Here is a 26,586-nt window from a genome sequence, read left to right as displayed (position 1 = left end):
GCGCCGGGTGACCCGGGACGTCCGGTTCCGTGTCCATGGGATCCGTCCGGACCACGACGGCCGACACGCACGCGCGATGCTGCAGCCACGTAGGCGTCCACCGAGTACGGGCTCTGGGGCTTCGCCCTACGATCGCGCGCACCGGCCTCCGGCAACCTGATCCGGAGACATCTCCCGGAAACGTCCCGGTGGCGGATGCCCTCACATTGCCGTGCTTCGGGGACCGTCGGGGACCCGTCTGTCGTTCCGGGCCGGGGTGTTGTCGTTGTGGGTGGTCGTGCGGAGCCACGGGCGCGGGGTCCCCGGTGGTGCCTCCTGCGGGGTGACGAGGCCGAGTTCGCGGAGGGCCTCCAAGTAAGTGGTGACGGTTCCCGGGGCGATGCCGGCGGTGCGGGCGATGGTGGGGGGTGCGAGGGGATGGAAGGGCGACGTGGCTTCGAGGACGCGTAAGAGGTCGGGTGGAAGGCGGTCCCAGGGGCGGGCCGGGCCGGCTTTGCGGGGGGCGAGGTCTTCGCCGATGCGGCCCAGGTGTTCGAGGACTTCGGCGGCGCAGGTGACCACGTAGGTTTCCTCCTCGCGGAGCAGTTGGTGGACGCCGGCGGATTGCGGCGAGGTGATCGGGCCGGGGACACCCATGACGACGCGGCCGAGGGCGTCGGCGCGGTGGGCGGTGATGAGGGCGCCGCTGCGTACGGCGGCTTCGATCACGAGGGTGCCGGGGGTGAGTGCGGCGATGACGCGGTTGCGTTCGACGAAGCGGATACGGCTTGGGGAGCTGCCGGGCGGGAGTTCGCTGACGAGGGTGCCGACTTCGGCGATGCGGGCGAACAGGCGTTCGTGGCCGCGCGGGTACGCCACGTCGATGCCGCAGGCGAGGACGGCGATGGTCAGGCCGCCCGCGGCGAGGGCGCCTTTGTGGGCGGCCGCGTCGATGCCGTAGGCGCCGCCGGAGGCGACGCACCAGCGGGCTTCGGCGAGTTCCCGGGCCAACTCGTAGGCGGCGTAGGTGCCGTAGTCGGTGCCGGCGCGGGAACCGACGACGGCGACGGAGCGCAATGCGGCGTGCCGGAGTCGGGCGGCGCCGCGGGTCCACAGACCGAGGGGGCGGGCGTCGCCGAGGTCGTCGAGTTGTGTGGGCCAGCCGCGGTCGCCGGGGATCACGAACTCCCCGCCGAGGCGGGCGACCGCGGCGAGGTCCTCGGCGGCCGCTGCGCCGCCGAGGCGGACGCGGTAGCCGCCCGGGTCGCGGCGCCGGAACTCGGGCGGCAGCGGTCCGTCACCGTGCAGGACCCGGAGGACCTCCTGCGGGCCGTGGACCCGGACGGCGGCGCCCATGGCGGTGTCGCCGGGTTCGGCGATCCGTGCGAGGGCCGCGCGGGCGACGTGTTCGTCGTTCATGGGGGTCACTCCTCGGTGTCCCATTCGGGCCGGTCGCGGCGTTCGCGGTCGGCGTCGAGCGTGGCCAGTTGGGCGAGTGCGGCCTGGGTGGCGTCGGATTCCGGGAGTGCGCCGCCGGTGGGGGCGAGCAACTCGGCGGCGGTGCCGCGCGGTACGCCGGTGCGGAATTCCAGGGCGGCGTCGACGTCCGCCGTGCTCGGCCGGTCGCGGCCGGCCAGGTCGGCGATCGTCCAGGCGACGCGGAGGACGCGGTCGAGGCCGCGGGCGGTGAGCATGCCGCGTTCCAGGTCGCGGGCGGCGGAGGTGAGAGCGTCGGGTGCGAGGCTCCAGCGGGTGCGGAGTTCGCGGCCGGGGACTTCCGCGTTGAGTGCCCACGGGGTGTCCGCGTACCGGCGTGCGGCGCGTTGGCGGGCTTCGCGGACGCGGGCGGCCACGTCGGCGGTGGACTCTCCGTCACCTGCGGGTTCGAAGAGTTCCGCGCGGGACACCGGGTCGACGGTGACGCGGACGTCGATGCGGTCGAGCAGCGGCCCGGACAGCCGGGACAGGTACTTGGCCCGCATCGCGGGCGAGCACGTGCAGTCGAGGCCCTTGCCGGCGAACCTCCCGCACGGGCACGGGTTCGCGGCGAGCACGAGCAGGAACCGGGCGGGGAATCTGAGGGTGCCGGCGCTGCGCGCGACGGTGACCAGGCCGCTTTCCAGGGGTTGGCGCAGGGCGTCGAGGACGCGGGTGCTGAATTCGGGGGCTTCGTCGAGGAAGAGGACTCCGTGGTGGGCGAGGGACACGGCTCCGGGGCGGGGCAGGCCGTTTCCGCCGCCGACCAGGCTCGGCATGGTGGCCGAATGGTGCGGTGCGCAGAACGGCGGTGCGGTGACGAGCGGCCGGTCGGGCGGCAGGGTCCCGGCGACCGAGTGGACGGCGCTGACCTCCAGGGCGGCGGGCGGGTCGAGGGGCGGCAGCAGGCCGGGCAGGCGCTCGGCGAGCATGGTCTTCCCGGCGCCGGGCGGTCCGAGCAGGTACAGGTGGTGTCCGCCCGCGGCGCACACTTCGAGGGCGCGGCGGGCGCGGCGCTGTCCGGCGACCTCGGCGAGGTCGGGCGGCGGCAGGCCGGGCAGGCCGGGGCCGCCGATCAGCATCGAGCCGACCGTTTCCGGGTCGGGCCCGGTGGCCGCCGGGAGCGGCGGTTCGTCGGGCGGCGGGAGGCCGCGCAGCACCGCGAACAGGTGCCGGAGGGATCGGACGCCGAGGACCTCGATGTCCGGCACGAGGCGGGCTTCCACGGCGACGGACTCGGGCACGGCCACCCGGCCGCACCCGGCCGCGGCCGCGGCCATGACGGCGGGCAGGATGCCGCGGACCGCACGCACCCGGCCGTCGAGCCCGACCTCGCCGACCATGATCAGGTCGGCGAGGAGTTCCGGGTCGATCTTGCCGTTGGCGGCGACGATCGCGCAGGCGACGGCCAGGTCGAAGCCGCTGCCGGTTTTGGGGACGGTGGCGGGGGTCAGGCCGACGGTGATGCGGCGGGGCGGCCATTCCTCGCCGGAGTTGACCAGGGCGGCGCGCACCCGGTCGCGGGATTCGGTGACCGACTTGTCGGGGAGGCCGACGAGGTTGAAGACCGTGAGGCCGGGTTCGATGTCCGCTTGGACTTCGACGACGACGCCGTCGACGCCGAGCAGCGTCACCGAGCGGGTGCGGGCGAACACCATGTCAGCACGCTCCCCTCACGTGTTCGACGCGGGCCGCGCCGCGGTGCGAGGGCAGCACGGCGACCAGGTCGATGCGGACGTCGCAGCCGGGGGCGGCGAGGTCGGGGTGTTCGGCGATCCAGCGTTCGGCGAGACGGCGTAAGCGTTCGGCTTTGCCGGGGGTGACGGCGGCCAGAGGGTGCTCGACCGCGGGGATCCGGCGGGTCTTCACTTCGCAGACGACCAGGGTCGGGCCGTCGCGGACGACGAGGTCCAGCTCGCCGAGGGCGCAGCGCCAGTTGCGGGCGAGGACGACGAACCCGGCGTCCGCGAGGAAGCGGGCGGCGACGCGCTCGCCGTAGTCGCCGATGGCGGCGTTGCGGGTGGTGGGGGTGCGGGTCGCGGGGGTGCGTGGTTTGGGTGTGCGGCCGGTTTCGGGACCGACGGGGGTCTCGGCCGGGGTTTCGGCGTGGGTCGCCGCGCGGGTTTTCGGGCTGTGCCGGTCGGGCGTGCGGGTCATGAGGACCACCTCCGCGACGACCATGACGGGTCGGGAGGGAGACGCGCAGCTTCAAGATCGCCAAGGCTGTGGACAACCCCAGCCTGTGGATAACTTCCGCCGCCGGAACCGGAGACCGGCTACTTTGCGACCCGGCGTGACCTGGCGTGACCCGGCGGTCACGGCAGGCCGCGACCGCCGGAAGGTGGGTGGGGGAGGGGGCCACGACGCCGGCACAACGCTCAGCCGGCCGCCCCTCCCCCGTCTCCCCCTACGTCCCGAACCCCTCATTCCCCGACGGCATCTCCAAGTCGCTCTTCGTCAGCTCCTCGACGTTGACGTCCTTGAAGGTCAGCACCCGCACGTTCTTCACGAACCGCGCCGGGCGGTACATGTCCCAGACCCACGCGTCCGCCATGGCGAGTTCGAAGAACACTTCGCCGTCGGCCGAGCGCACGTGCAGCTCGTATTGGTTGGTGAGATAGAAGCGCCGCTCCGTCTCGATGACGTACTTGAAGAGGCCGACGACATCGCGGTACTCGCGGTAGAGCTGAAGCTCCATCTCGGTCTCGTACTTTTCGAGATCCTCCGCACTCATGCGCGCCCCTCGCTCCTGCGCTTCGCTGTCGCATCCATTGTGTACCGGCGGGCGGCCCAGGCCGACGCCCTCCCGCTCAGTTCCACCACTCGAACGGCTCGTCCACCAGTTCCCCGGCCAGGAAGCGGGGCAGCAGCTCGGGCAGCCGCCCCGGGTAGAAATGCTCCCGACTCGACACGATCTCATCCACCGTCCACCAGCGTGCGCCGACATACTCGTCGACTTCCTCCTGGGTCCACCCGTGCGCGTCGATCTCCGGGGCCTCTCCGGCCACGCGCGCCGCGACCACGTATTCGTGCTGTACACGGCGGAACTCGCCGCGTGTCCACGTCGAGCTGCGCCGCCATATGGGTGAACCGACGTCGGCGGGGTCCAGGCGTAGGCCGGTCTCCTCGAAGATCTCCCGGACGGCCGCGTCGACGTACGTCTCGCCCGGGTCCAGCCCGCCGCCGGGCAGGTCCCACCAGATCGACGGCCGACTCTGCGCCACGTTGTTGTTGAACAGCAGGACCCGCCCGGACGCGTCCAGCAAAACCACCCGCACGGCCCTGCGCACCAGGTCCACGCGCAGGTCGGCCGGATAGTCGGGGACGGGATGCGGCAGCGCCTCCGGCCACGGGTTGACGTGGGCCCGGGGCTGCGCGGCGTCGTTCGAAGTCATTCGCCGATTGTGCACCCGACGCGGACGGGCGAGGCCGGTCCCGTACGCATGTACGGGACCGGCCTCGCCCGGAGGAAAGCGGATGCGGCACCGGTCAGGCCGGCGGCGCCCCCGTCGTGGCGTCGTCGCTGCGCGTCTCGACCCACTTGCGCCGCCACAGCACCATGGGCACCGCGCCGATGAAGCCGAGGGCCAGAGGCGCCGCCGACAGGCCCTTCTGGTCGAAGGTGTCCGGCACGCCGAGCCAGTGGATCCGGCCGAGCGGCCAGATGACGGTGAACGCGCGGCCGATGACCTCGTCCTTGTCGATGGTCGCGGTCATCGCGTCGCCGCCGGCCAGGTGGGCCCGCGAGTCGCGCGAGTTGCTGCGGTTGTCGCCCATCACCCACAGCCGCCCCTTGGGGACGGTGACCTGGAACGGCGTCTCCGACGGGGCGACGCCCGGCTTCAGGTAGGGCTCGTTGAGCGGTACGCCGTTGACCGTGATGCGGCCCGCGGCGTCGCAGCAGGCCACGGTGTCGCCGCCGACCCCGATGACGCGCTTGATGAGGTCCTTCTCGTTCGTGGACGGCATCAGGCCGACGAACGACAGCGCCGTCTGCAGACCGCGCACGAACCCGTTGCTCGACTGGTCGGGGGTGCCTTCCAGCCACGGGTCGCTGCCGCCCGGGTCGTGGAACACGACGACCTCGCCGCGCTCCGGCTCGGCACCGAACCACGGCGTCAGCTTGTCGACGAGCACCCGGTCGCCGATCTGGATGGTGTCCTCCATCGACGCGGACGGGATGGAGAACGCCTGCACGAAGAAGGTCTTGATGATGAGCGCCAGCACCAGCGCGACCGCGAGCAGCAGCGGAAGTTCTTTCCAGAAAGAACCCTTCTTTGCCGGCTTCTTGGCCTTTCTTTTACGGCCGCCGGGGGCTGCGGGCTCCTCTGCCGACTCCTCGTCGCGCGGCCCGCCGGGCGGGGGAACCGCCGCTGCGCCGTTCTTGCCCAGGTCCACCGGAGTGTCCGCGTCGGGCGCGGCGCCGTTCTCCGACCGGGCCCCGGACTCCCCGGGGGCCTCGCCCGGGTGCGGGACGCCGGGGCCGTCCGCGCCCTCGTCCGGTCCGCCGGACCCGTTGCCGGGCCCTGGACCGGCCGGGCCCGCCGGGCTGCCGGCAGGGGTGCCACCGGGCGTTCCGCCAGGTACGGAGCCGCCCGGCTCGGGCCGCCGCTGCGGCTCGTCGGGCGTACGACCGGGTTCGTCGTCTCCACCTGCGGATCGTGCTCCGACCACGACTTCCCCCACGGCGCCTCCTCGTACCTGTGCCGGCGGCGCCCGGCGCGCGGGCTCGCCGGCCATCCGTCCATCGTCATGCTTCGTCTGCGGGCGCGTTTCACGAGCCCGGTCGGTGCGCGTGGACATCCCGGCTCCGCGGGCGCGAGCGTACACGCCGACGGAGCAGGATCACCGGAACGGCACCCGTCAAGCCCATAACGACCGGAACGCTCGGGAGAACCGCGTTCGCAGCACTCGATTGGGTAAATTTCCCGGCATCCGCGAACGTGCCGGGCACCGGGAGGGTCCGCCAGCGGCCGATCGGCCAGGCGACCGTGAAGGCGCGGCCTACGACGTCGTCCTCCGAAATGGTGCCCTGGTAAGGCCGGTCCTGATGGGCCCGGGAGTCCGCGGAGTCGCCCCGGTGGTCCCCCATCACCCACAGGCGGCCCTTCGGTACTTTGACCGAAAAAGGCAGGTTGGACGGCGCGTTTCCGGGATAGATGTACGGCTCGTCGAGCGGTACGCCGTTGACCGTCACCCGCCCCGACGGATCACAGCACGCGACCGTGTCGCCGCCGACCCCGATCACCCGTTTGATGAGGTCCTGCTCGTCGTTGGCCGGCATCAGACCGACGAAGACCATCGCCTGCTTCAGCTGCTTGATGCCCGGCGGCGGATCGTTCTTCGGCTTGTGCTGGAGCCAGCCGCCCGGGTCGCGGAACACCACCACCTCGCCGCGTTCCGGCTTGGCGCCGAACCACGGCGTGAACTTGTCCACGAGCACCCGGTCGCCGATGCCGATGGTCCGCTCCATCGAGCCGGACGGGATGAAGAACGCCTGCACGAAGAACGTCTTGATGAGCAGGGCGATCACCACCGCGACCACGACCAGCATCGGCAGCTCGCGCAGCAGCGACGCGGGACGGCGCCGCCGCCGGGTCCCGCCGCGGCCCTTGGCGGACGCCTTGGCGCGCGCGGCGGCACGGCCGGGGCGGGCGGTGCCGTCGGCCGCGGGCACCGGGCGGAGCTGCGCGGTGGTCTCCGCCGCGGACGGTTCCGGGGCCGGTGGCTCGGGGCCGGACGGCGGCGCGGCGGCCGGAGACGGCGGGGCGGGTTCGGGGGCGGCCGTACGCTCGCGTTCCTCCCCGGGACGGGACGACGTGCGGGGCTTGCCGCGCTTACCCACGGCCCCGATCCGACGGCGGCCCCGCCGCCGCGACCGGTCCGGACGCCAGCCGCGGCGGCGGCTCCTGCCGGTCGATTCCGGGCTGGGAGAACGTCGCGGGCCGGTGCACGCCGCCCATCCGGCCGATCGGCCAGATGATCCACTCGACGCGGCCGATGACCTTGTCCTCCGGGACGAAACCGCCGCCCGGCTGCCCCATGTGCTCCCGCGAGTCCGCCGAGTTGCCGCGGTGGTCGCCCATCACCCACAGCTCGCCGGCCGGCACCACGACGTCGAACGGGATCGTCGACGGCACGTCGCCGGGGTAGAGGAAGTCCTTCTCGTCGAGCGGTACGCCGTTGACCGTGAGGCGGCCCTGCGCATCGCAGCACACGACGTGGTCGCCGCCGATGCCGATCACGCGCTTCACGAAGTCCGTCTCGTCGGACGACCCGAACCCGAACATCGACCCGAACGCGTCGACGGCCTTCCCGATCGGATTGGAAGGCCCGCCGCCCTTCCCGTCGAACGTGAACACGTCGGTCCCGTCGAACACCACGACGTCACCGCGCTTCGGATGGTCACCGAACGAGTAGGCCAGCTTGTTGACCAGCACCCGGTCGCCGATCTCCAGCGTGTTCTCCATCGACCCGCTGGGGATCACGAACGGCTGCGCCACCCACGTATGCAGGACGAGCACGACGACGAGCCCGAACGCCAGCATCAGCGGCAGCTCGACCCAGGCGGGCAACCGCCGCCGCTTCCGCGGCGCATCGGCTTCGTCGGTGTCCGTGTCGTCGTCGGGTCGGGTCTTGACGAGACTGACGAGGTCGCCGTCTGCCGTCTTGGGCTCGACAGCGGCGGAGGCGGACGCGGCGGGGGACTTGGCGGCGGGGGCGGACGCGGCAGCGGGGGCGGTCGCGGCAGCGGGGGCGGCATCCGCGTCGGCGGCGGCGCGAGCCGCTTCGCCCGCGCCGGACCGGGCCGCGCCGGTGGCCTTGCCCGCGGGAGTCCCGGGGCCGGAGCTGTCGGCGGCCGAAGCCTCGGTGTCGGAATCGGCGGCGGGCTCCGGCTTGTCGCCAGTGGTGCGGGTCGTCTTGGCGGCGGGCTCCGGCTTGTCGCCGGTGGACCGGGCCGCCTTGGACTCGGCAGCGGGCTCGGGCTCGGCCGAAGCCCCGGTGCCGTCGGCGCCGGGCTCGGACGCGTCGGCCGTGGCCTTCGCCCTGCCCTCGGCCGTCGGTGTCGCGTCGGAATCCGGGCCGGACTCGTCGGCGGCCCCGGTGTCGGGGTCGGCTTCGACACCCGCGGCATCGGCATCGGGATCGGCCGCAGTGGGCTCGGCATCGCCGGAATCTGCCTCGCCGGACTCGGCATCCGCCTCGGATTCCGAGTCGTCGCTCACGTCGCCTTCGGACGGGGCGACAGCGGCAACGTCATCGTCGTCGGCGGTCTTGTCGACGCCACGGGGCGGTGGGCCGTCCGCCGAGGCAGCTTCTGCAGTCTCGGAGACGTCGTCGGTCTCGCAACCGTCCGCGGATTCCGGCGCTCCGGCGGCGGAGCCAACCGTGGCGCGCTCCTTCGGCGCCGACGGCGCAGCAACCCGCGCGGGGTGGAGGGAGGCCGGGTCCGCACCGGCGGACTTCGGCGGACGCACCGCAGCATCGGAGGAACTCCCCGTCGCCGCCTCGTCATCGGCCGGCGCACGCTCTTCGCCGGCGCCCGGCCTCGGCTCCTCGGCGTCGACGGGTGAAGCCGAGGACTCTTCGCGGGGCTGGGCGGCCCCGTCGCGCTCCCCCGACGCCGCACGCGGCCGACTCGCGGACTCGTCGGCCGAGTCCGCACCACCCGCTCCGGTCACGCCTGATCCGGTGGGCTTGGCCCGGCCCTCGGAGTCGCCGGACGTCACCGACGCGGGCCCGCGGTCCTGCTCCGCCGTGCGCGAAGACGAGCCCGCGGCTGGGGCTTGGGGACGCACATGCGACGTCGTCGTCGTGGCGGCTTTGGCGGCGACCACCGCAGCCGCGGTCGCCGTCGATGTCGCCGCCGCGGCCGTCGAGCCCCCACTCCCGTGGGCGTCCGGCACACCGGCGGCGGAGCCCGCAGGTTCGACACGCCCCTCGGAGTCGCCGGACTTCGTCGGCTCGGGCACGCGATCCTGCTCCACGGTCGCCGGAGGAGAGCCCACCCGACGAGCCTTCGGGCGCGCCTTCGGCCGCGTCGCGGGGGCGGCTTCGGCCGTCGTCGCAGCCGAAGCCGCCGAGTCCCCCCGGTGCTCGGCATCCGCATCGGCGGCCGTGGAGCCCCCCGATCCGGCGGACTTCGACGGCTTCGGGGCACGCCCCTGCTCCGCCGTCGTCGAAGAAGCGCCCATCCGACGGGCCTTCGGACGACGCGTCGACGTGCTCGCGTCGGAATCGGCGGAACGCGCGGCAGCTTTGGTGCCCGCATCCGCCCCTTCGCCGGCCTTCGACGTCGTCGCCGCCACCGCGGCCGTCGGGCCCGCACGGCCCTCGGCGTCAGGGGAAGGCGCGGCCGCCATGGCACTCGCCCCCGCACCGTCGTCGTCCTCGGCCCTCGCCGACCCGCCCGACCGGTCCCGCGACTTCGCGGTCACGGTCGAGCCCTTGCCGTCCGTCTCGGCGGCTCGGGTCTCCGGCCCGGACACCGCGGTGTCCTCGGCCGCCGACGAGCCGGTCCGCCGCTCGGCGGCGTCCGCCGTCGGCCCCGACCTCGCTCCCCCGCCGTCCGAGGCCTTCACCTTGTCCGAATCCGCATCGGAATCCGCATCCGAATCAGAATCCGCATCGGAATCGGGGTCCGAATCCGCCTCGCCTGCCGGTCCCCGGGCATGCGTCGGCCGCGGCTCCGGGGGCCCTCCTTCGGAGGTGCCGGTGGAGCCGCGGCCGGGGGCCGGGTCGGCGGGCTGCGGGGATGTCCCCGTTGCGACCGTGCGCGCTGCGTCGTCCATCGCGGACGAGCCTAGTCGGCTCGTCTTCCCGCCTCTGCGGTACTACGCAAGGTTCGGTCAGACCGTGGTGCGGCCCGAAGCGTCGCGCTTCTCCTTGATCTTCGCGGCCTTGCCGCGCAGGTCGCGCATGTAGTAAAGCTTCGCGCGGCGGACGTCACCGCGGGTGACGACCTCGATCTTCTCGAGGACCGGGGTGTGCACCGGGAAGGTGCGCTCGACGCCGACGTTGTAGCTGACCTTGCGGACCGTGAAGGTCTCGCGCACACCGGAGCCCTGGCGACGCAGGACGAAGCCCTGGAAGACCTGGATACGGGACTTGTTGCCTTCGATGACGCGGACGTGCACCTTGAGGGTGTCACCCGGGCGGAAGGCCGGGATGTCGTCGCGCAGGGAGGCTGCGTCGAGGCCGTCGATGATGTTGGCCATGGTGGCGTCGCTTTCTCGCAGGTGCCACAGGTCACCCACGGATCTCGTGGTGTCTACGAAAGTGGGTCGCAGACCGTCGAGGTGGCACTCCCCCTGTGGCAGGGGCACCTCCGGCACACGTCCTCGCGGGGCGCCGGATCAGGTCGTACGACAACAGCCATTCAGTCTGCCACAGGGGTGGCGTCCGGAAGAAACCGGCCGTCGTGCTCGGTCCAGCCGAGCGCCGCGAGGGTGGCCCGGTCGTGCTTGTCGAGCGTCTCCGCGGCGAGGCGTTCGAGCAGGTCGGGGCGGTTTTCCGCGGTGCGGCGCAGGGCTTGGTCGCGGCGCCAGCGGGCGATCGCGCCGTGGTTGCCGGACAGCAGGACCGGCGGGACGGCGTGGCCGCGCCATTCGGCGGGCTTGGTGTAGACGGGCCCTTCGAGGAGGTTCGCCATGGCGCCGGGGGCGAAGGAGTCGTCGCGGTGCGATTCGGCGTTGCCGAGGACGCCGGGCAGGAGCCGGGCGACGGCTTCGACCATGACCAGGACGGCGACCTCGCCGCCGGCCAACACGTAGTCCCCGATGGAGACTTCGTCGACGCGCATGCGCGTGGCGGCGTCGTCCATGACGCGCCGGTCGATGCCTTCGTAGCGGGCCGGGGCGAACACGAGCCACGGTTCGGCGGCGAGTTCGACGGCGAGTTCCTGGGTGAACGGCCGCCCGGACGGGGTCGGCACGATCAGCCGCGGCACGGGGTCGGCGCCGGGCGGCGCGATTTCCTCCAGGGCCGCGGTCCACGGCTCGGGCTTCATGACCATGCCGGGTCCGCCGCCGTACGGGGTGTCGTCGACGGTCTTGTGCACGTCGTGCGCCTGGTCGCGGAGTTGGTGCAGGCGGACGTCGAGGAGGCCCTTGGCGCGGGCCTTGCCGACGAGGGACACGTCGAGTGGGGCGAGGTACTCGGGGAAGATCGAGACGACGTCGATCCTCACGAAGTGCCGTCCGAACCGTCCGGGGCATCCGAACCATCCGGGGCATCCTCAGCCGCCGCGTCGCGTGCCGACGCGACCTCGGCCTCGTCCGGCTCGATCAGCCCCGGCGGCGGTGTCAGGACGAGCCGCTGTTCGGCCAGGTCGATCTCCGGGACGATCTCCTCGACGAACGGCACCATCACCTCGCGCCCGTCCGGCCGCCGCACGATGAGGAGGTCCTGGGACGGCAGGTGCGCGATCTCGTGCACCTCGCCGACGAGCGTGCCGTCGGCCAGCACCGCGTCCAGGCCGACGAGCTGGTGGTCGTAGAACTCCTCGGGGTCGTCCGGGAGTTCCTCCGGGTCGACCTCGGCGATCAGCAGGACGTTGCGGAGCGCCTCGGCCGCGGTGCGGTCCGGGACGCCCTCGAAGCTGAGGAGCAGGCGCCCGCTGTGCACCTTGCCGGCCGCGATGGTCAGCGGGCCCGCGGACGGCGGGTCGGTGGCCAGGACGGCGCCCGGCGCGAGCCGGAGCTCCGGTTCGTCCGTGCGGACCTCGACGCTGACCTGGCCGCGGATGCCGTGCGCCCGGCCGATCCGGGCGACCACCAACTGCACTGGATTCTCCTTGCGGGACACGCGGGGTCCCGTGAAAAGGGGTGGGGTCCCGTGAAAAAACGGGTGGCCCCCCACATCGGATGGACAGATGTGGAGGGCCACCCGTGCGTCTGAACGGGTCTGCTCGCTCGCGCCGGCCCGGGAGGCCGGCGGCGGGTCAGCGCACCTGGTCGACGTCGACGAGGTCCACGCGGACCCCGCGGCCGCCCAGGGCGGTGACGACGGTGCGCAGCGCCCGCGCGGTCCGGCCGCCCCGGCCGATGACCTTGCCCAGGTCGTCGGGGTGCACGCGCACCTCGAGGATGCGGCCCCGGCGCAGGTTGCGCGCCCGGACCTTCACGTCGTCCGGGTTCTCGACGATTCCCTTGACCAGGTGCTCAAGGGCCTCTTCGAGCATGGGGTCAGCCCTCGCTCGGCGCCGACTCGGCGGACTCGGTCGCCTCGGCAGCGGGAGCCTCGGCCGCGTCGGCCTTCTTCTCCTTCTTCGCCTTCGGCGTGGTGGCGCCGTCCTTCGGCTCGTCCGCGGCTTCCTTGGCGGCGGCCTCGAACACGGCCTTCTTGTCGGCCTTCGGGGCGGCGACCTTCAGCGGCTCCGGAGCCGGCAGGCCCTTGTACTTCTGCCAGTCGCCGGTGAGCTTGAGGATGTGCGCGACCGGCTCGGTCGGCTGGGCGCCGACGGACAGCCAGTACTGGGCCCGGTCGGAGTCGACCTCGATGCGCGAGGGGTTCTCCATCGGGTGGTAGATACCGATCTCTTCGATCGCGCGGCCGTCACGCTTGGTGCGGGCGTCGGCGACGACGATGCGGTAGTGCGGGCTGCGGATCTTGCCCAGGCGCTTCAGCTTGATCTTGACTGCCACGAGTGTGGTGTCTCCTGCATCTTGACGTGGGTGAGCGACCGCGTCGTCACGTGGGGACATGAGGACATACCGGTCGTGGACACGAAGTCATGCGGAGAGAGGGTCCGTCAATGCTCCGGGTACTCAGCGGGCCATTCTGCCAGACACACGCCCCGGATCCCAATTCGCGGGGTCCGGGGCGTGCGTAGGTGCGGCAAGGGCCCGGTCAGTAGGCGCGGGCCAGGATCGCCACGTTGCCGGGCTGGTCGTCGGCGTCCGGGACGTCGCCGTCGGCGGTGACCAGGCAGCGGACGGACACGCCCTGCTCGGCGAGCTTGGCTTCGCCGGCCGGGCCGAGGTCGGCCCACGGCATGCGCGCCCAGCCGGTCGTGGCGGCTTCGACGGCCTCGTCGATCGAGGCGACGTCGACGGTGCGGGCGATGCGCCGCTCGGCGGACTGGCGGAGCAGCAGGTCCTGGTCCTCGGCGAGGACGGCGGCGACGGTGTCGACGGCGCTGTCGAGGGTGACCGGGCTCTTGCCGCCGGCGATGCGGCGGGCCAGCATCGCGGTGCCGCCTTCGAGGTCGCGCGGGCCGATCTCGAGGCGGACCGGGACGCCCTTCAGCTCCCAGTCGACGGCGCGGCGGCCGAACGGGGTGTCGGTCTTGTCGTCGACGACGGCACGGATGCCGGCCGCCTTGAGTCGGTCGCCGAGGTCGCGGACCGCGGCGAGGACGGCGTCGTCGCCCTTGATCGCCATGACGACGGCCTGCACGGGGGCGAGGCGCGGCGGGATGCGGAGGCCGTTGTCGTCGCCGTGGCTCATGATCAGGCCGCCGACCATGCGGGTGCTGACGCCCCACGAGGTCTGCCACGCGTATTCGCGTTCGCCGCTGTCGGCGAGGTACTGGATGTCGAAGGCCTTGGCGAAGTTCTGGCCGAGTTCGTGCGACGTGCCCATCTGGAGGGCCTTGCCGTCGCCCATCATGCCTTCGAGGGTGAGGGTGTTGATGGCGCCGGCGAAGCGTTCGCGGGCGGTCTTGCGGCCGAGGAGGACGTCGATGGCGAGGACGTTGCGCATGAAGTCGCCGTAGACCTGGCGGTGGATGCGCGACGCGTAGGCGCGGGCGTCGTCGTAGGAGACGTGCGCGGTGTGGCCTTCCTGCCACAGGAACTCGGTGGTGCGCAGGAAGACGCGGGGCCGCAGCTCCCAGCGGACGACGTTGGCCCACTGGTTGATGAGGAGCGGCAGGTCGCGGTACGACTGCACCCACTTCGAGATGTACTCGTTGATGATCGTCTCGGAGGTGGGGCGCACCACGACGGGTTCTTCGAGCTGCTTTCCGCCGCCGTGCGTGACGACGGCCAGCTCGGGGCTGAAGCCTTCGACATGCTCGGCCTCGCGCGTGAGGTAGTTCTCGGGGATGAACATCGGGAAGTACGCGTTCTGCGCCCCGGCGTCCTTGATGCGCGCGTCGACTTCGGACTGCATCCGCTCCCACAGCGAGTAGCCGTACGGTCGGATGACCATGGTGCCGCGCACCGGTCCGTTGTCCGCCAGTTCGGCCTTGCCGATCAGGTCCTGGTACCAGCGCGGGAAGTCGTCCGCCTGGGGGGTGAGGATGGGAGCCTTTGCCATGAGGCCACATGGTACGGGCTCCGCCGTCCCGCTCGGACCGCGCCGGCGGCGTTCCGGGCCGGGGGCGGCGGGGGTTCAGCCGAGGCCGGCCCACTCCTCGGCGGTCATCGCGAAGCGCTCGTGGTCTCGCCACGCTCCGTTGATGTGGATCATGCGGGGCGAGAAGCCTTCGCGGCGGAAGCCGAGGCGTTTCGCGAGGGAGATCGAACGGTCGTTCCCGGGCTGGACGTTGATCTCCAGGCGGTGCAGGTCGAGGCCGCCGCGCGCGGCGGGGGTGAAGGCGCGGTCGACGACGAGCTTGAGGCCTTCGGTCATGCGGCCGGTTCCCGCGTACGGGAGGTAGGCGTCGTAGCCGAGGGTGGCGTTGCGGAATCCGCCGCGGGCGATGTTCGCGACGTTGATCTTGCCGGCCAGGCCGCCGTCGTCGAGGTCGACGACGAGGTAGGTGCACATGGTCGGGCCTTGGGCGGCGAGGATGTCGGGGAAGCCGTCGGGGCGCGCGGGGTTCCAGCGGCTGATGAGTTCGATGGAGCGCAGGACGGCGTCGCGGTAGGCGGGGGCGTCCTCGTCGCGGACCTGGCGGATGCCGACGCGGAATCCGGGCTTCGTGTACACGGCGGTCATCGCCGAACTCTATCCGCCTGACCTGCAACGGGGCGGACTGCTCAGGGGCGCGGGCGCCCCGGGCGGCCTTCCCCGCGCGGCCGGCCGGGCCGGGCGCGCGGGGGAAAGGCCGCTCGGGTGCGGACTACTTGAGGTAGTCCTCGAAGCCCTTGGGGAGTTCGAAGGAGCCCGGGTCGGTGTCGCCGCCGGCCGGGAGCTGGAAGCCGCCCGCGGCGCGCTCTTCGCGGCGCTTCGCGGCTTCGAGTTCTTCCTGCTTGCGCTTCATCGGGTTGCCGGACTGGCGCTTGCCCTTGGCCTGCTTGGGGGCCTTGCCCTTCTTCTTGGCGCCGCCCATGCCCGGCATGCCCGGCATGCCGGGGAAGCCGCCGCCGCGGGCCATGGAGGTCATCATCTTGCGGGCTTCGAAGAACCGCTCGATGAGGTTGTTGACCGCGGAGACCTCGACGCCGGAGCCCTTGGCGATGCGGGCGCGCCGGGATCCGTTGATGATCTTGGGGTCGTCGCGTTCGGCCGGGGTCATCGACTTGATGATCGCGGCGACGCGGTCCAGGTCGCGGTCGTCGATGCTGTCGATCTGCTCCTTCATCTGCCCCATGCCGGGCAGCATCCCGAGGAGCTTGGAGATCGACCCCATCTTCTTGACCTGCTCCATCTGCTGGAGGAAGTCCTCCAGAGTGAAGTCTTTGCCGCCCTTCTGGATCTTCTCGGCGGCCTTGAGGGCGACCTCGGCGTCGTACTTCTGCTCCGCCATCTCGATGAGGCTGAGCATGTCGCCCATGCCGAGGATGCGGGACGCCATGCGGTCCGGGTGGAACGCGTCGAAGTCGTCGAGCTTCTCGCCGTTGGAGGCGAACATGACCTGGCGGCCGGTGACCTGCGCGACGGACAGCGCGGCACCGCCGCGGGCGTCGCCGTCGAGCTTGGACAGCACCACGCCGTCGAAGCCGACGCCGTCGAGGAAGGCCTGCGCGGTGACGACCGCGTCCTGGCCGATCATCGCGTCGACCACGAAGAGGATCTCGTCGGGGCTGACGGCGTCGCGGATGTCCGCGGCCTGCTGCATGAGTTCGGCGTCGATGCCGAGGCGGCCGGCGGTGTCGACGATGACCACGTCGTACTGCTTGGCGCGGGCGAACTCGATGGAGTCGCGGGCGACCGCGACCGGGTCGCCGACGCCGTTGCCCGGCTCGGGCGCGTAGACGGAGACGCCCGCGCGCTCGGCGACCACGGTGAGCTGGTTGACCGCGTTGGGGCGCTGGAGGTCGCACGCGACCAGCAGCGGCTCGTGCTTCTGCGCCTTGAGCCACTTGGCGAGCTTGCCGGCGAGGGTGGTCTTGCCCGCGCCCTGGAGGCCGGCGAGCATGATCACGGTCGGCGCGGTCTTGGCGAACCGCAGCCGCCGGGTCTCGCCGCCGAGGATGCGGACCAGTTCCTCGTTGACGATCTTGACGATCTGCTGGGCGGGGTTCAGCGCCTGCGAGACCTCCGTGCCGCGGGCGCGCTCCTTGACGTGCGCGACGAATTCGCGCACGACCGGCAGCGCCACGTCCGCTTCGAGCAGCGCCACCCGGATCTCGCGCGCGGTGGCGTCGATGTCGGCTTCGGAGAGCCGGCCCTTGCCGCGGAGGTTCTTGAAGGTCGCTGCGAGGCGGTCGGAGAGAGTGTCGAACACGTCGGCAGAGGTCCTTCGTCGCGGGGAATGGGAGTGTCGTCCGCTCCAGCCTACCGGGGGGCCGCCGGGACCGGGGCCAGGCCGGTGCCGGGGCTCCCCCGGCTCCGGGGTCAGGTCAGGGCTTTCTCCACCGCCTTGGCGACCTGCTTGGCGGTGTCCGGGGCCAGGGGGTTGCCGTCGGCGCCCACGATGTAGAAGGCGTCGACGGCGTCGGCGCCGTGCGTGCCGACCCGGGCCTGGCGGACGCTGACCCGGGCGCCGGCCAGCGCCTGCCCGATGCGGTGCAGCAGGCCGGGGCTGTCGTGCGCGCGGACTTCGAGGACGGTGGCGGTCTCCGAGACGCCGGGGACGACCTCGACGCGCGGTGGGTTGGGGGCGGTGCCGCGGCGCGGCGCGTAGGCGGCTTCGCGGGCGGCGAGCTTGGCGGCGACGTCGAGGCCGCCTTCCAGGGCACGGCGGATGTCCTCGCGGACGGCTGCCGGGTCGGGCAGCGCGCCGAACTCGGTCTCCACCGTCCACACCGTGATGCCGGTGCCGTCGACGACGTCGGCGGCGGCGGAGCGCACTGTGAGCCGGTGCAGCGCGAGGACGCCCGCGGCGAGAGCGAGCAGGCCGACCCGGTCGGGGGCGGCGACGGTGACCTCGGCGCCGTAGGACAGCGGCTGGAGGGTGACCGCGAAGCCGCCTTCGGTCTGGCCGGCGAGGCGCAGCCGGGCGATGTCGACGGGCGGTGCGGTGGCGGCGGGCCGGCCGGCGAGGACCGCGCGGGTGCGGCGGACGAGGTCGCGGCACAGGGCGTCGCGCCAGTCGCTCCACGCGGCGGGGCCGGTGGCGGCGGCGTCGGCTTCGGTGAGGGCGTGCAGGAGTTCGAGGGTCTCGGTGCTGCCGACGGCTTCGGCGAAGGTGTGGACGGTGACGGGGTCGTCGAGGTCGCGGCGGGTGGCGGTGTCGACGAGGAGGAGGTGGTGGCGGACGAGGGTGGCGATGACGTCGACGTCGTCTTTGGGGAAGCCGATGCGGGCGGCGGCTTCGCGGGCGATGACTTCGCCGCTGATGCTGTGGTCGCCGGGCCAGCCCTTGCCGACGTCGTGCAGGAGCGCGGCGACGAGGAGGAGGTCGGGGCGGGCGACGCGGCGGGTGTGGGCGGCGGCCTGGACGGCGGTCTCCACGAGGTGGCGGTCGACGGTGAAGCGGTGCACGGCGTTGCGTTGCGGGCGGCAGCGGACGCGTTCCCAGTCGGGCAGCAGCCGGGTGACCAGGTGCCGCGATTCGAGGGCTTCCCAGACGGGCAGGGCGCTGCGGCCGGCGCCGAGGAGGGCGACGAAGGATTCGCGGGCGGCGGGCGGCCACGGGTCGGGCAGCGGGGCGCATTCGACGGCGAGGCGGTCGACGGCGTGCCGGGACAGCGGGACGCCGTGCTGGGCGGCCGCGGCGGCGGCGCGGAGCAGGAGGACGGGGTCGCGGGAGGGCTGGGCGCCCTGGGCGAGGACGGCTTCGCCGCCGTGTTCGACGACGCCTTCGGCGAGGGGTCGGCGTTCCGGGCCGGTGGGGCGGGCGTTGCGGCCGCGGAGGACGCGGCGGATGGGGCCCGTGCGGGCGGCGAGGACGCGGTCGACTTCGCGCCAGGTGACGTCGGAGGCGTAGGAGACGGCGCGGGCGGCTTCGGAGACGCGGCGCAGCAGGGTGTCGGCGTCGAGGAGGCCGAGGGCGCGGGCGACGGTGTCCTGTTCCTGGAGGAGGAGCCGGTCGGCGGGGCGGCCGGTGGCGAGGTGGAGGGCGTCGCGGACGTCGAGGAGGGTGGCGCGGGCGGCGTCGGCTTCTTCGTGGGGGGCGTCGGCGACCCAGGAGGCGGAGACGGCGCGGAGGGCGGCGAGGTCGCGGAGGCCGCCGCGGGCGTATTTGAGGTCGGGTTCGAGGAGGAACGCGAGTTCGCCGTGCTGTTCGGCGCGTTCCCGGCAGGCGTCGCGGAGTTCGGGGAGGCGTTTGGCGGCGCCGGTGCGCCAGGAGGTGAGGGCGGTGGTGCGGATGCGGGCGGTGAGGTCGGGGTCGCCGACGATGTGCCGGGCGTCGAGGAGGCCGAGGTGGACGCGGAGGTCGTCGTCGGCGGCGCGGCGGACTTCGTCGGGGGTGCGGACGGCGTGGTCGAGGGAGGTGCCGGAGTCCCAGACGGGGTACCAGACGGCGTCGGCGAGTTCGGCGATGCCGGGGCGGCCGTCGTGCACGAGGACGACGTCGAGGTCGCTGCCGGGGGAGAGTTCGCGGCGGCCGTAGCCGCCGACGGCGACGAGCGCGATGCCGGCGCCGGGGGCGGCCGCGGTGCCCGCGGTGGGGCCGGCGGCGGCGTCGAGGAGTTCGGCGAGCCAGCGGTCGGCGAGGTCGGAGAGGGCGCGGCGGCGTTCGGCGGCGGGGCGGTCGGCGTCGCCGAGGAGGGCGGCGCGGTCGCGGGTGTAGCGGTCGGTGGGGGGGCTCGGGCTCACCACGGGCGGCCTCCTGGGGTGTCGGCGGTCGGTCGGGGGTTCCCGGCGCCCGGCGCGGCAAACGCGCGTTGGGCCGATCTCCTCGGTGCGCGCGGGTGCGCGGGCGGGGTGCTGGGAGGCGCGGGGTGAGGAGGGCGCGGCGCGCGGGACGCCGCGAGCCCGCACGCCGATGTGGCGGTGCGGGCTCGGGGCGCAGGCATTGCGGGTTCCGGTGTGTTCCGGTGCGGGGGTCGCGGGGCGCTCAGAGCGCCTCGGGTCCGCGTTCTCCGGTGCGGACCCGGACGACGCTGTCGACCGGGACGATCCAGGCTTTCCCGTCGCCGATCTTGCCGGTGCGGGCGGCCTTGACGATCACTTCGAGGAGTTCTTCGGCGTCGTCGTCGTCGGTGACGACCTCCAGGCGGACCTTGGGAACGAGGTCGACCTGGTATTCGGCGCCGCGGTACACCTCGGTGTGGCCGCGCTGGCGGCCGTAGCCGCTGGCTTCGGTGACGGTGATGCCGTGGACGCCGTACGCCTGGAGGGCGTTCTTGACGTCGTCGAGCCGGTGCGGCTTGATCACCGCGGTGATGAGCTTCACGCGTCCACCTTCGATTCGGCCGCTGCGGAGGTGCCTGCGGCGACGTGGGCCGGGGCCGGCCGGAGGGAGCCGCCCATGGTGGCGAAGTCGTAGGCGGTCTCGGCGTGTTCGACCTGGTCGATGCCGGCGACCTCGTCGTCTTCGGCGACCCGGAAGCCCATGGTCTTGTCGATGACGAAGGCGATGGCGTAGGCGAGGACGAAGGAGTAGACGAGGACGATCGCGGCACCCGCGGCCTGGCGGCCGAGCTGCTCGACGCCGCCGCCGTAGAAGAGGCCGGCCTTGGCGCCGTTGGTGTAGACGGTGCCGACCATCTCCTTCGTGGCGAACAGGCCGATGAGGAGGGTGCCGACGACGCCGCCGACGAGGTGGACGCCGACCACGTCGAGCGAGTCGTCGAAGCCGAACTTGTACTTGAGGCTGATGGCGAGGGCGCACACGCCGCCCGCGATGAGGCCGATGGCGATCGAGCCGAGCGGGCTGACCGAGGCGCACGCGGGGGTGATGGCGACCAGGCCGGCGACCGCGCCGGACGCGGCACCGAGGGTGGTGAAGTGGCCGTCGCGGATCTTCTCGACGGCGAGCCAGCCGAGGACCGCGGCGGCGGTGGCGACCTGGGTGTTGACGAACACCATCGACGCGGCGCCGTTGGCGCCGAGCGCGGAGCCGGCGTTGAAGCCGAACCAGCCGAACCACAGGAGGCCCGCGCCGAGCATCACGAACGGCACGTTGTGCGGCCGCATCGGGTCCTTGCGCCACGACACGCGCTTGCCGAGCACGAGTGCGCAGGCCAGGGCTGCCGCACCGGCGTTGATGTGCACCGCGGTGCCGCCGGCGAAGTCCATGACGTGGAGCTTCGCGTTGATGAAGCCGTTCGGCGAGAACACCCAGTGCGCGACCGGGAAGTAGACCAGGGTCGACCACACGGCGACGAACAGTGCCCATGCGGTGAACTTGGCGCGGTCCGCGATGGCGCCGCTGATCAGCGCGGGCGTGATGATGGCGAACATCAGCTGGAACGCGACGACGGCGATGATCGGGACACCCGAGGTGCCCCACTGCCCGTCCGTCATCGAGATGTCGTGCAGCGCCCACTGCTTGAAGCCGCCCCATACGGTGCTGCCGTCGGGCGCGTCGTTCGCGTTGCCGAAGGCGACGGTCCAGCCGTAGAGGATCCACAGGACCGTGACGACCGCGATGCAGATGAAGTTCATCATCAGCATGTTGAGCACGCTCTTGGCCCGCACCATGCCGCCGTAGAAGAACGCCAGGCCCGGCGTCATCAACAGGACGAGTGCGGCGCTCACGAGTACGAAAGCGGTGTTACCCGTGTCCATACTCCGCCTCTCTTCTCCGGTGCCCCGGCCGACCTCCGGGGCTCATGGGAAGAACCTTCGGGGCGTGAGGTTTCACGGCGTGTCGCGGCGTGTTTCGCGGGCGTGACGGTTCCCGCACGAGTGTTTCGGGGGTGTGAACGTCCACGCATGGGCCGTGCGGGGGTCTCCGACGGCGGGATCCGGCGGGTCCGCGCGGGCAACTCCGGGGTGCCGCAGACGGTTTCCGGACAGCGGGCGCGGACGTGCGGGTCTCGCGCGCGCGGGCGCGCGCAGAAGAGGGGACCGCGGGGGACCGGCGGGAGAGGTCACCGTACACCCGCCCGGCGGGCCTCCGCGCACGTACCTCGGCGTACGGATCAAGGTGGCACCGAGTGCCGTCCGCGGCGCGGCGTGACGGGCGGGCAACTGCTGGTCAGAGGGGCAATAGGGGTCCCGCGGGAATAGCCCGGACGTTCCCGACGGGATGGTTGGTAAAGCCTGGCGGGGACAGTGAGACCGATCACGGGAATGCATTGACATTGATCGCACTCACTGCCGTAATTAATCACCGCGCTTAACTGACGGACCGTCAAGGCACGTGTCACCAGGGCCTCCGACCCCCGTCACCGCGGATGCACAGACTGTCCCAATATCCGTCCCGATATCGGTCTCCACGAGTCAGCCGACCTGAAGCCGACCAGACCCGCGAGAGGGGGTGACGCCGTCGTGTGGCGCCTGCTCGGTCGCAAGGTCCTCCATCTGATTCCGGTGTTGTTCCTGGTCACGTTCGCCACCACAGCGATGCCCGAGATGATGAAGCTCGGGGATTCGAGCAAGACCCCGGTCGCCGCCAAGCTCACCCCGGACATGACGCCCGCGGACGTGAAGGCGCTCGAAAAGGAATACGGCTACGACAAGCCGCTGTTCGAGCGCTACACGGACTGGGTCGGCGACGCCGTCACCGGCGACCTCGGCAAGTCGATCGCCACCGACCAGCCCGTGATGGAGTCGATCAAGGAGCGCTACCCGGCGACCCTCGAGCTGGCCGTCACCGCGCTGCTCATCGCGTTGCTCGTGGCCGTTCCCCTGGGTGTCTGGTCCGCGGCGAAAGCCGGGCGATTGCCCGACAAAATCATGGGCGGTATGTCGTCGGCGCTGCTGGCCGTTCCGCCGTTCATCAGCTCGGTCCTGCTGGTCTACCTGTTCGCCGCGCCCGGCACGCTCGGACAAGTCTTCCCGAACACCGGGTGGGCGAAGTTCTCCGAGGACCCGGGCGGCAACATCGAGTACCTGATACTGCCCGCGATCGTCCTCGCGCTCGCGGAAATCCCCCAGTTCCTGCGGCTGCTGCGCAGTGACATGCTCGGCACGCTGCAAGAGGACTACATCCTCACGGCGCGCTCCAAGGGCCTCTCGACGCCGTACGTGCTGTTCCGGCACGCGCTGCGGCCGTCGTCGTTCTCGCTGATCACCATCTCGGGCCTCACCCTGGGCCGGCTCATCGGCGGCACCGTCATCGTCGAGGTCTACTTCAGCATCCCCGGCCTGGGGCAGAGCATCGTCGGGGCCATCCAGGCCAACAACGACGTACCTGTCGTGCAGGGCACCGTCGTCGTCATCGCGGTCGGATACGTCCTGCTGAACGCACTGGTCGATATCGGTTACATGCTGATCGACCCGAGAGTGAGGGCGCGATGAGCCTCGTCGAAACCGAGAACAGCCTCGGCCTGACCGAGTCCGGCGTGGAGTCGCCGGGCGAGGCCGCCGCGGAGATCAAGGCCAAGAAGAAGCGGCCGGGGATCCTCTGGTACCTGTCGCTGGGCTGGATCGGCATCGTGATCCTCATGGTGCTGTTCGCCGACCTGCTGCCGGCCGAGTACGACAAGCCGATCGGCGAGTCGCACTTGGCGCCGTTCCAGTCGTGGCCGGAGTTCCTGGGCACCGACTACCTCGGGCGCAGCACGCTGACCCGGATCGCGCTGGGCGCCCGCACGTCGCTGATCGTGGCGACCGTGCCGGTGGCCCTGGGCATCCTGATCGGCGGCCTGCTGGGGCTCGCGTCCGCGTACTTCCGCGGAACCGTCGAAGCGATCGTGGACATCGTCGCGGACGCGCTGCTCGCGTTCCCGCCGCTGCTCCTCCTGCTCATGCTGGCGTCGGCGTTCAAGCCGCCGTCCGTCTGGAACATCACCGCGGGCCTCGCGGTGCTGGCCGTCCCGGGCTTCTACCGGCTCACCAAAGCGAACGCGATCGCGCAGTCGAAACGCGAGTACGTCGTGGTGGCCCGGGCGATGGGGGCAAAGCCCGGCCGGATCATGTTCCGCGAGCTGATGCCGAACACCGTCGCGGTGATCCTGTCGTACGCCGTCATCGTGATGGCCGTCATGATCGTCGCGGAAGGCTCCCTGTCGTTCCTCGGCGTCGGTGTCCCCGACCCCGAGCCGAGCTGGGGCGGCATGGTGTTCAAGGAGAAGGACGCGCTCGAGGACGCGCCCGGCCAGGTGTTCATCCCCTGTGCCGTGCTCTTCCTGACGGTGTTCTCCCTCAACGTCATCGGCGACCGGCTGCGCGCGAAGTTCGACGTGCGCGAATCCAACCTCTAGCCGCCTGACCAGGCGCTTTCGACGGACGGACCGTATTCATGGATCGGAACAAAGACGCCCCCGCGTCGGACGTCCCGCTGCTGGAGGTCGCCGACCTCAAGGTTCACCTCAACACCCCCCGCGGCCTCCTCAAGGCGGTCGACGGCGTGTCGTTCCGCATCGCCCGCGGCGAGACCCTGGGCCTGGTCGGCGAGTCCGGCTCGGGCAAGTCGATGCTGGTGCGTTCGCTGATGGGCATCAGCCCGTCGATCGCGAAGATCAGCGGCAGCGTCAAGCTCGACGGCGACGAGCTGGTGGGCATCCCGCGCAAGCAGGCGCGGAGCATCTGGGGCAACCGGATCGCGATGGTCTTCCAGGACCCGATGACGTCGCTCAACCCGGTCGTGCGCATCGAGCGCCAGCTGACCGAGCCGATGCGCGAGCACATGGAGATCTCCCGCGCGGACGCGAAGGTCCGCGCGGTGGACCTCCTCAAGCAGGTCGGCATCCCGGAGCCGGAGAAGCGGGCGAAGCAGTACCCGCACCAGCTGTCCGGCGGCATGCGCCAGCGCGTCACCATCGCCATGGCGCTGGCCTGCGACCCCGACCTGCTGATCGCGGACGAGGCGACCACCGCCCTGGACGTGACCGTGCAGCGGCAGATCCTGGACCTCCTGGAGGAGATCCAGGAGGACCGCGGCATGGGCATGATCCTGGTCAGCCACGACCTCGGCGTGGTGGCCGGCCGCACCGACGAGATCGCCGTGATGTACGCGGGCCGCATGGTGGAGCACTCCCCCACCGACGACCTGTTCGTGCACCGCCGGCACCGCTACACCGAAGCGCTCCTGGCCGCCGTGCCGCGCCTGGACGTGCCGAAGACGATGCGGCCGAGCCCCATCGCGGGCAGCCCGCCGGACCTGGTCACGTTCAAGGGCGGCTGCGCCTTCGCGGCACGCTGCGACACCGCCGCGGACGTGTGCCACACCGAGCGCCCGGACCTGCGGGCGAACGGCAACTCGCTGCACCTGTTCGCGTGCCACCACCCGGTCGGCGAGGACGAGGCCTTGGACGTCCCGGTGACCGTCGGGGCGGGAGCAAGCACCAGCACGGAGACCAAGGAGGTCTCGGCATGACCGCCGGCAAGAAGAAGACCACCGCGGCCGCCGCCAAGACCAGGGCCAAGTCCGAGGAAACCAAGGCCGAGGAAACCAAGGTCGAAGAAGCCAAGGCTGAGGACGCCAAGACCGAAGAGGTCAAGGCCGACGAGGTCAAGGCCGACGAGGCGAAGAAGGACGACGCCAAGGCCGAGGACGCCGAAGCCGAGGCCAAGTCCGAGGCAGAGGCAGACGCAGAGGCAGAGGCAGGGGCCGAGAAGGCCGACGACGCCGAGGCCTCCGCCGCCGCGTCCGCGAAGGTCCCGGCGAGCCGCGAGGCGGTCGAGGACGACATCCTGCTCACCGTCTCCGACCTCGTGCAGCAGTTCCGGGTGCCCGGCGGCGTCATGAACGCCGTCGCGGGCGTCGGGTTCGAGCTGAAGCGCGGCAAGACGCTCGGCCTGGTCGGCGAGTCCGGCTGCGGCAAGTCCACGCTCGCGCGGGCGATCCTGCAGCTCACCAAGCCCACCAAGGGCTCGGTCGTGTTCGACGGGCAGGACCTGACCAAGCTGAACAAGGAAGGGCTGCGCGTCATGCGCCGCCGCATCCAGATGGTGTTCCAGGACCCGATCTCGGCGCTCAACCCGCGCCGCAAGATCAAGGACATCGTCGCCGAAGGCCTGGTCATCTCCGGCACGCCCAAGGACGAGGTCGCGCCGCGCGTCGCCGAGATGCTGCGCAAGGTGGGCCTGGACCCGGAGTTCGTGTCGGACCGCCGTCCGCACCAGTTCTCCGGCGGCCAGTGCCAGCGCATCGCGATCGCGCGCGCCATGGTGGTCAACCCGGACCTGCTGATCTGCGACGAGCCGGTCGCGTCCCTGGACGTGTCGGTGCAGGCGCAGGTGCTCGACCTGCTCGACGACATGAAGGCGTCCACCGGCGTCTCGATGATCTTCGTCGCGCACGACCTCGCGGTGGTCCGGAACATCAGCGACGAGGTCGCGGTGATGTACCTGGGCACGATCTGCGAGACCGGCGACACCGACGCCATCTACGACAACCCGGCGCACCCGTACACGCGGGCGCTGCTGGACGCCGTGCCCGCCCCGGACCCCGGCGCCGAGCACTCCGGTCCGGCGCTCAAGGGCGAGATCCCGTCGCCCATGCGTCCGCCCACCGGCTGCCGGTTCCGGACCCGCTGCCCGCTCGCCACCGACCGGTGCGCGGACGAGGTTCCGCAGCTCCGCGAGGTCGCCCCGGGGCACCGCGTGGCCTGCCACTTCCCGCTCGTCGGAGAGAACGCGGAGGAGGCGGTCGCCGCCTCCGCCTGACCGTACGTCAGAATCATCCACGCACGTCCGTCGTACGCCGGACCGCGAAGCCGCCACGGCTCCGCGGTCCGGCGTGCGGCGTTTCCGGACCTTGGCACGAATCACCGCCAACCAACCGGAATGCCACGGAGATTGCCGTCCACACGTTGACACGTGTCACCCCGTGGCGCCTAGCACCGCCAGTACCGC

23 protein-coding genes are annotated in these 26,586 nt (G+C 72.0%); 4 read left to right on the top strand and 19 right to left on the bottom strand.

The features are described from left to right. Positions 1–201: 201 nt before the first annotated feature. The 19 genes from dprA to ABEA93_RS01020 all read right to left on the bottom strand — a co-directional run bounded on the left by dprA (position 202) and on the right by ABEA93_RS01020 (position 21,408). The gene (gene dprA, locus ABEA93_RS01110; RefSeq protein WP_345673293.1) at positions 202–1,398 is read right to left on the bottom strand and encodes a DNA-processing protein DprA; all 1,197 of its coding nucleotides are present in this window, start codon (positions 1,396–1,398) and stop codon (positions 202–204) included. Positions 1,399–1,403: 5 nt separating this feature from the next. Further along, entirely contained in the window at positions 1,404–3,113 is a 1,710-nt protein-coding gene (locus tag ABEA93_RS01105) for a YifB family Mg chelatase-like AAA ATPase (RefSeq protein WP_345673292.1), read from the bottom strand. Between the two features lies 1 nt (position 3,114). Continuing rightward, a complete protein-coding gene (locus ABEA93_RS01100; protein ID WP_425584776.1) occupies positions 3,115–3,462 on the bottom strand; it encodes a YraN family protein in 348 nt (115 codons plus the stop codon). Between the two features lie 400 nt (positions 3,463–3,862). Continuing rightward, entirely contained in the window at positions 3,863–4,189 is a 327-nt protein-coding gene (locus ABEA93_RS01095; protein ID WP_345673291.1) for a DUF2469 domain-containing protein, read from the bottom strand. A gap of 76 nt (positions 4,190–4,265) precedes the next feature. Beyond that, positions 4,266–4,850: an NUDIX hydrolase gene (locus ABEA93_RS01090; protein WP_345673290.1), complete on the bottom strand. Its 585-nt coding sequence runs from the start codon at positions 4,848–4,850 to the stop codon at positions 4,266–4,268. Between the two features lie 94 nt (positions 4,851–4,944). Further along, positions 4,945–6,141 (bottom strand): signal peptidase I, encoded by a 1,197-nt coding sequence (lepB, locus tag ABEA93_RS01085; RefSeq protein ID WP_345673289.1) that lies wholly within the window; start codon positions 6,139–6,141, stop codon positions 4,945–4,947. Positions 6,142–6,229: 88 nt separating this feature from the next. Further along, positions 6,230–7,300 (bottom strand): signal peptidase I, encoded by a 1,071-nt coding sequence (lepB, locus tag ABEA93_RS01080; protein ID WP_345673288.1) that lies wholly within the window; start codon positions 7,298–7,300, stop codon positions 6,230–6,232. Beyond that, positions 7,293–8,003 carry a signal peptidase I gene (gene lepB / locus ABEA93_RS01075; RefSeq protein ID WP_345673538.1) on the bottom strand — a complete coding sequence of 237 codons (711 nt, stop codon included), beginning with the start codon at positions 8,001–8,003 and terminating at the stop codon, positions 7,293–7,295. Before lepB (ABEA93_RS01075) ends, lepB (ABEA93_RS01080) begins: the two co-directional genes overlap by 8 nt. A gap of 2,301 nt (positions 8,004–10,304) precedes the next feature. Continuing rightward, positions 10,305–10,673, bottom strand: a complete 369-nt coding sequence (gene rplS, locus ABEA93_RS01070) for a 50S ribosomal protein L19 (RefSeq protein WP_345673537.1) — start codon at positions 10,671–10,673, stop codon at positions 10,305–10,307. A 161-nt stretch (positions 10,674–10,834) separates the two neighbouring features. Next, complete coding sequence (gene trmD, locus ABEA93_RS01065) at positions 10,835–11,644, bottom strand: tRNA (guanosine(37)-N1)-methyltransferase TrmD (RefSeq protein WP_345673287.1); 810 nt, start codon at positions 11,642–11,644, stop codon at positions 10,835–10,837. Continuing rightward, on the bottom strand, positions 11,641–12,240 hold the full coding sequence (gene rimM / locus ABEA93_RS01060) for a ribosome maturation factor RimM (RefSeq protein WP_345673286.1): 600 nt from the start codon (positions 12,238–12,240) through the stop codon (positions 11,641–11,643). The genes trmD and rimM overlap by 4 nt, the downstream gene beginning before the upstream one ends. A gap of 157 nt (positions 12,241–12,397) precedes the next feature. Beyond that, entirely contained in the window at positions 12,398–12,637 is a 240-nt protein-coding gene (locus ABEA93_RS01055; RefSeq protein WP_235052715.1) for an RNA-binding protein, read from the bottom strand. Positions 12,638–12,641: 4 nt separating this feature from the next. Beyond that, positions 12,642–13,100: a 30S ribosomal protein S16 gene (gene rpsP / locus ABEA93_RS01050; RefSeq protein ID WP_345673285.1), complete on the bottom strand. Its 459-nt coding sequence runs from the start codon at positions 13,098–13,100 to the stop codon at positions 12,642–12,644. A gap of 205 nt (positions 13,101–13,305) precedes the next feature. Continuing rightward, positions 13,306–14,718 (bottom strand): proline--tRNA ligase, encoded by a 1,413-nt coding sequence (gene proS, locus ABEA93_RS01045; RefSeq protein WP_345673284.1) that lies wholly within the window; start codon positions 14,716–14,718, stop codon positions 13,306–13,308. Between the two features lie 75 nt (positions 14,719–14,793). Then, positions 14,794–15,342 (bottom strand): GNAT family N-acetyltransferase, encoded by a 549-nt coding sequence (locus ABEA93_RS01040; RefSeq protein WP_345673283.1) that lies wholly within the window; start codon positions 15,340–15,342, stop codon positions 14,794–14,796. A gap of 124 nt (positions 15,343–15,466) precedes the next feature. Then, on the bottom strand, positions 15,467–17,014 hold the full coding sequence (ffh, locus tag ABEA93_RS01035) for a signal recognition particle protein (protein ID WP_345673282.1): 1,548 nt from the start codon (positions 17,012–17,014) through the stop codon (positions 15,467–15,469). 110 nt (positions 17,015–17,124) lie between these two features. Further along, entirely contained in the window at positions 17,125–19,494 is a 2,370-nt protein-coding gene (locus tag ABEA93_RS01030; RefSeq protein ID WP_425584761.1) for a [protein-PII] uridylyltransferase, read from the bottom strand. Positions 19,495–19,732: 238 nt separating this feature from the next. Then, positions 19,733–20,071 (bottom strand): P-II family nitrogen regulator, encoded by a 339-nt coding sequence (locus ABEA93_RS01025; RefSeq protein WP_345673280.1) that lies wholly within the window; start codon positions 20,069–20,071, stop codon positions 19,733–19,735. Further along, positions 20,068–21,408 carry an ammonium transporter gene (locus ABEA93_RS01020; protein WP_345673279.1) on the bottom strand — a complete coding sequence of 447 codons (1,341 nt, stop codon included), beginning with the start codon at positions 21,406–21,408 and terminating at the stop codon, positions 20,068–20,070. The genes ABEA93_RS01025 and ABEA93_RS01020 overlap by 4 nt, the downstream gene beginning before the upstream one ends. A 705-nt stretch (positions 21,409–22,113) precedes the next feature. On the opposite strand from ABEA93_RS01020, the gene ABEA93_RS01015 reads away from it, so the two are divergent. From ABEA93_RS01015 to ABEA93_RS01000, 4 genes are read left to right on the top strand one after another with little or no spacing between them, the layout of a single operon-like run. Further along, complete coding sequence (locus ABEA93_RS01015; RefSeq protein WP_345673278.1) at positions 22,114–23,085, top strand: ABC transporter permease; 972 nt, start codon at positions 22,114–22,116, stop codon at positions 23,083–23,085. Then, a complete protein-coding gene (locus ABEA93_RS01010; RefSeq protein ID WP_345673277.1) occupies positions 23,082–23,990 on the top strand; it encodes an ABC transporter permease in 909 nt (302 codons plus the stop codon). Before ABEA93_RS01015 ends, ABEA93_RS01010 begins: the two co-directional genes overlap by 4 nt. 38 nt (positions 23,991–24,028) lie before the next feature. Then, positions 24,029–25,105, top strand: coding sequence for an ABC transporter ATP-binding protein (locus tag ABEA93_RS01005; protein ID WP_345673276.1), 1,077 nt, complete (start codon positions 24,029–24,031; stop codon positions 25,103–25,105). Beyond that, positions 25,102–26,397 carry an ABC transporter ATP-binding protein gene (locus ABEA93_RS01000; protein WP_345673275.1) on the top strand — a complete coding sequence of 432 codons (1,296 nt, stop codon included), beginning with the start codon at positions 25,102–25,104 and terminating at the stop codon, positions 26,395–26,397. Before ABEA93_RS01005 ends, ABEA93_RS01000 begins: the two co-directional genes overlap by 4 nt. Positions 26,398–26,586: the final 189 nt, after the last annotated feature.

Origin of the sequence: Yinghuangia aomiensis (assembly GCF_039542225.1) — a bacterium.
Taxonomy (GTDB): Bacteria; Actinomycetota; Actinomycetes; order Streptomycetales; family Streptomycetaceae; genus Yinghuangia; species Yinghuangia aomiensis.
Note: the sequence above shows the minus strand (reverse complement) of the source record. Positions and strands in the feature narration are given on the sequence as shown.

Excerpts from the sequence above, each read along its gene's own strand:
- ABEA93_RS01000 (WP_345673275.1), top strand. The coding sequence starts at position 25,102 with ATGACCGCCGGCAAGAAGAAGACCACCGCGGCCGCCGCCAAGACCAGG.
- ABEA93_RS01055 (WP_235052715.1), bottom strand. The coding sequence starts at position 12,637 with ATGCTCGAAGAGGCCCTTGAGCACCTGGTCAAGGGAATCGTCGAGAAC.
- ABEA93_RS01040 (WP_345673283.1), bottom strand. The coding sequence starts at position 15,342 with ATGACCGCCGTGTACACGAAGCCCGGATTCCGCGTCGGCATCCGCCAG.
- ABEA93_RS01005 (WP_345673276.1), top strand. The coding sequence starts at position 24,029 with ATGGATCGGAACAAAGACGCCCCCGCGTCGGACGTCCCGCTGCTGGAG.
- ABEA93_RS01105 (WP_345673292.1), bottom strand. The coding sequence starts at position 3,113 with ATGGTGTTCGCCCGCACCCGCTCGGTGACGCTGCTCGGCGTCGACGGC.
- ABEA93_RS01095 (WP_345673291.1), bottom strand. The coding sequence starts at position 4,189 with ATGAGTGCGGAGGATCTCGAAAAGTACGAGACCGAGATGGAGCTTCAG.
- ABEA93_RS01090 (WP_345673290.1), bottom strand. The coding sequence starts at position 4,850 with ATGACTTCGAACGACGCCGCGCAGCCCCGGGCCCACGTCAACCCGTGG.
- dprA (WP_345673293.1), bottom strand. The coding sequence starts at position 1,398 with ATGAACGACGAACACGTCGCCCGCGCGGCCCTCGCACGGATCGCCGAA.
- proS (WP_345673284.1), bottom strand. The coding sequence starts at position 14,718 with ATGGCAAAGGCTCCCATCCTCACCCCCCAGGCGGACGACTTCCCGCGC.
- ABEA93_RS01010 (WP_345673277.1), top strand. The coding sequence starts at position 23,082 with ATGAGCCTCGTCGAAACCGAGAACAGCCTCGGCCTGACCGAGTCCGGC.
- rplS (WP_345673537.1), bottom strand. The coding sequence starts at position 10,673 with ATGGCCAACATCATCGACGGCCTCGACGCAGCCTCCCTGCGCGACGAC.
- lepB (WP_345673538.1), bottom strand. The coding sequence starts at position 8,003 with ATGCTGGCGTTCGGGCTCGTCGTCGTGCTCGTCCTGCATACGTGGGTG.
- ABEA93_RS01020 (WP_345673279.1), bottom strand. The coding sequence starts at position 21,408 with ATGGACACGGGTAACACCGCTTTCGTACTCGTGAGCGCCGCACTCGTC.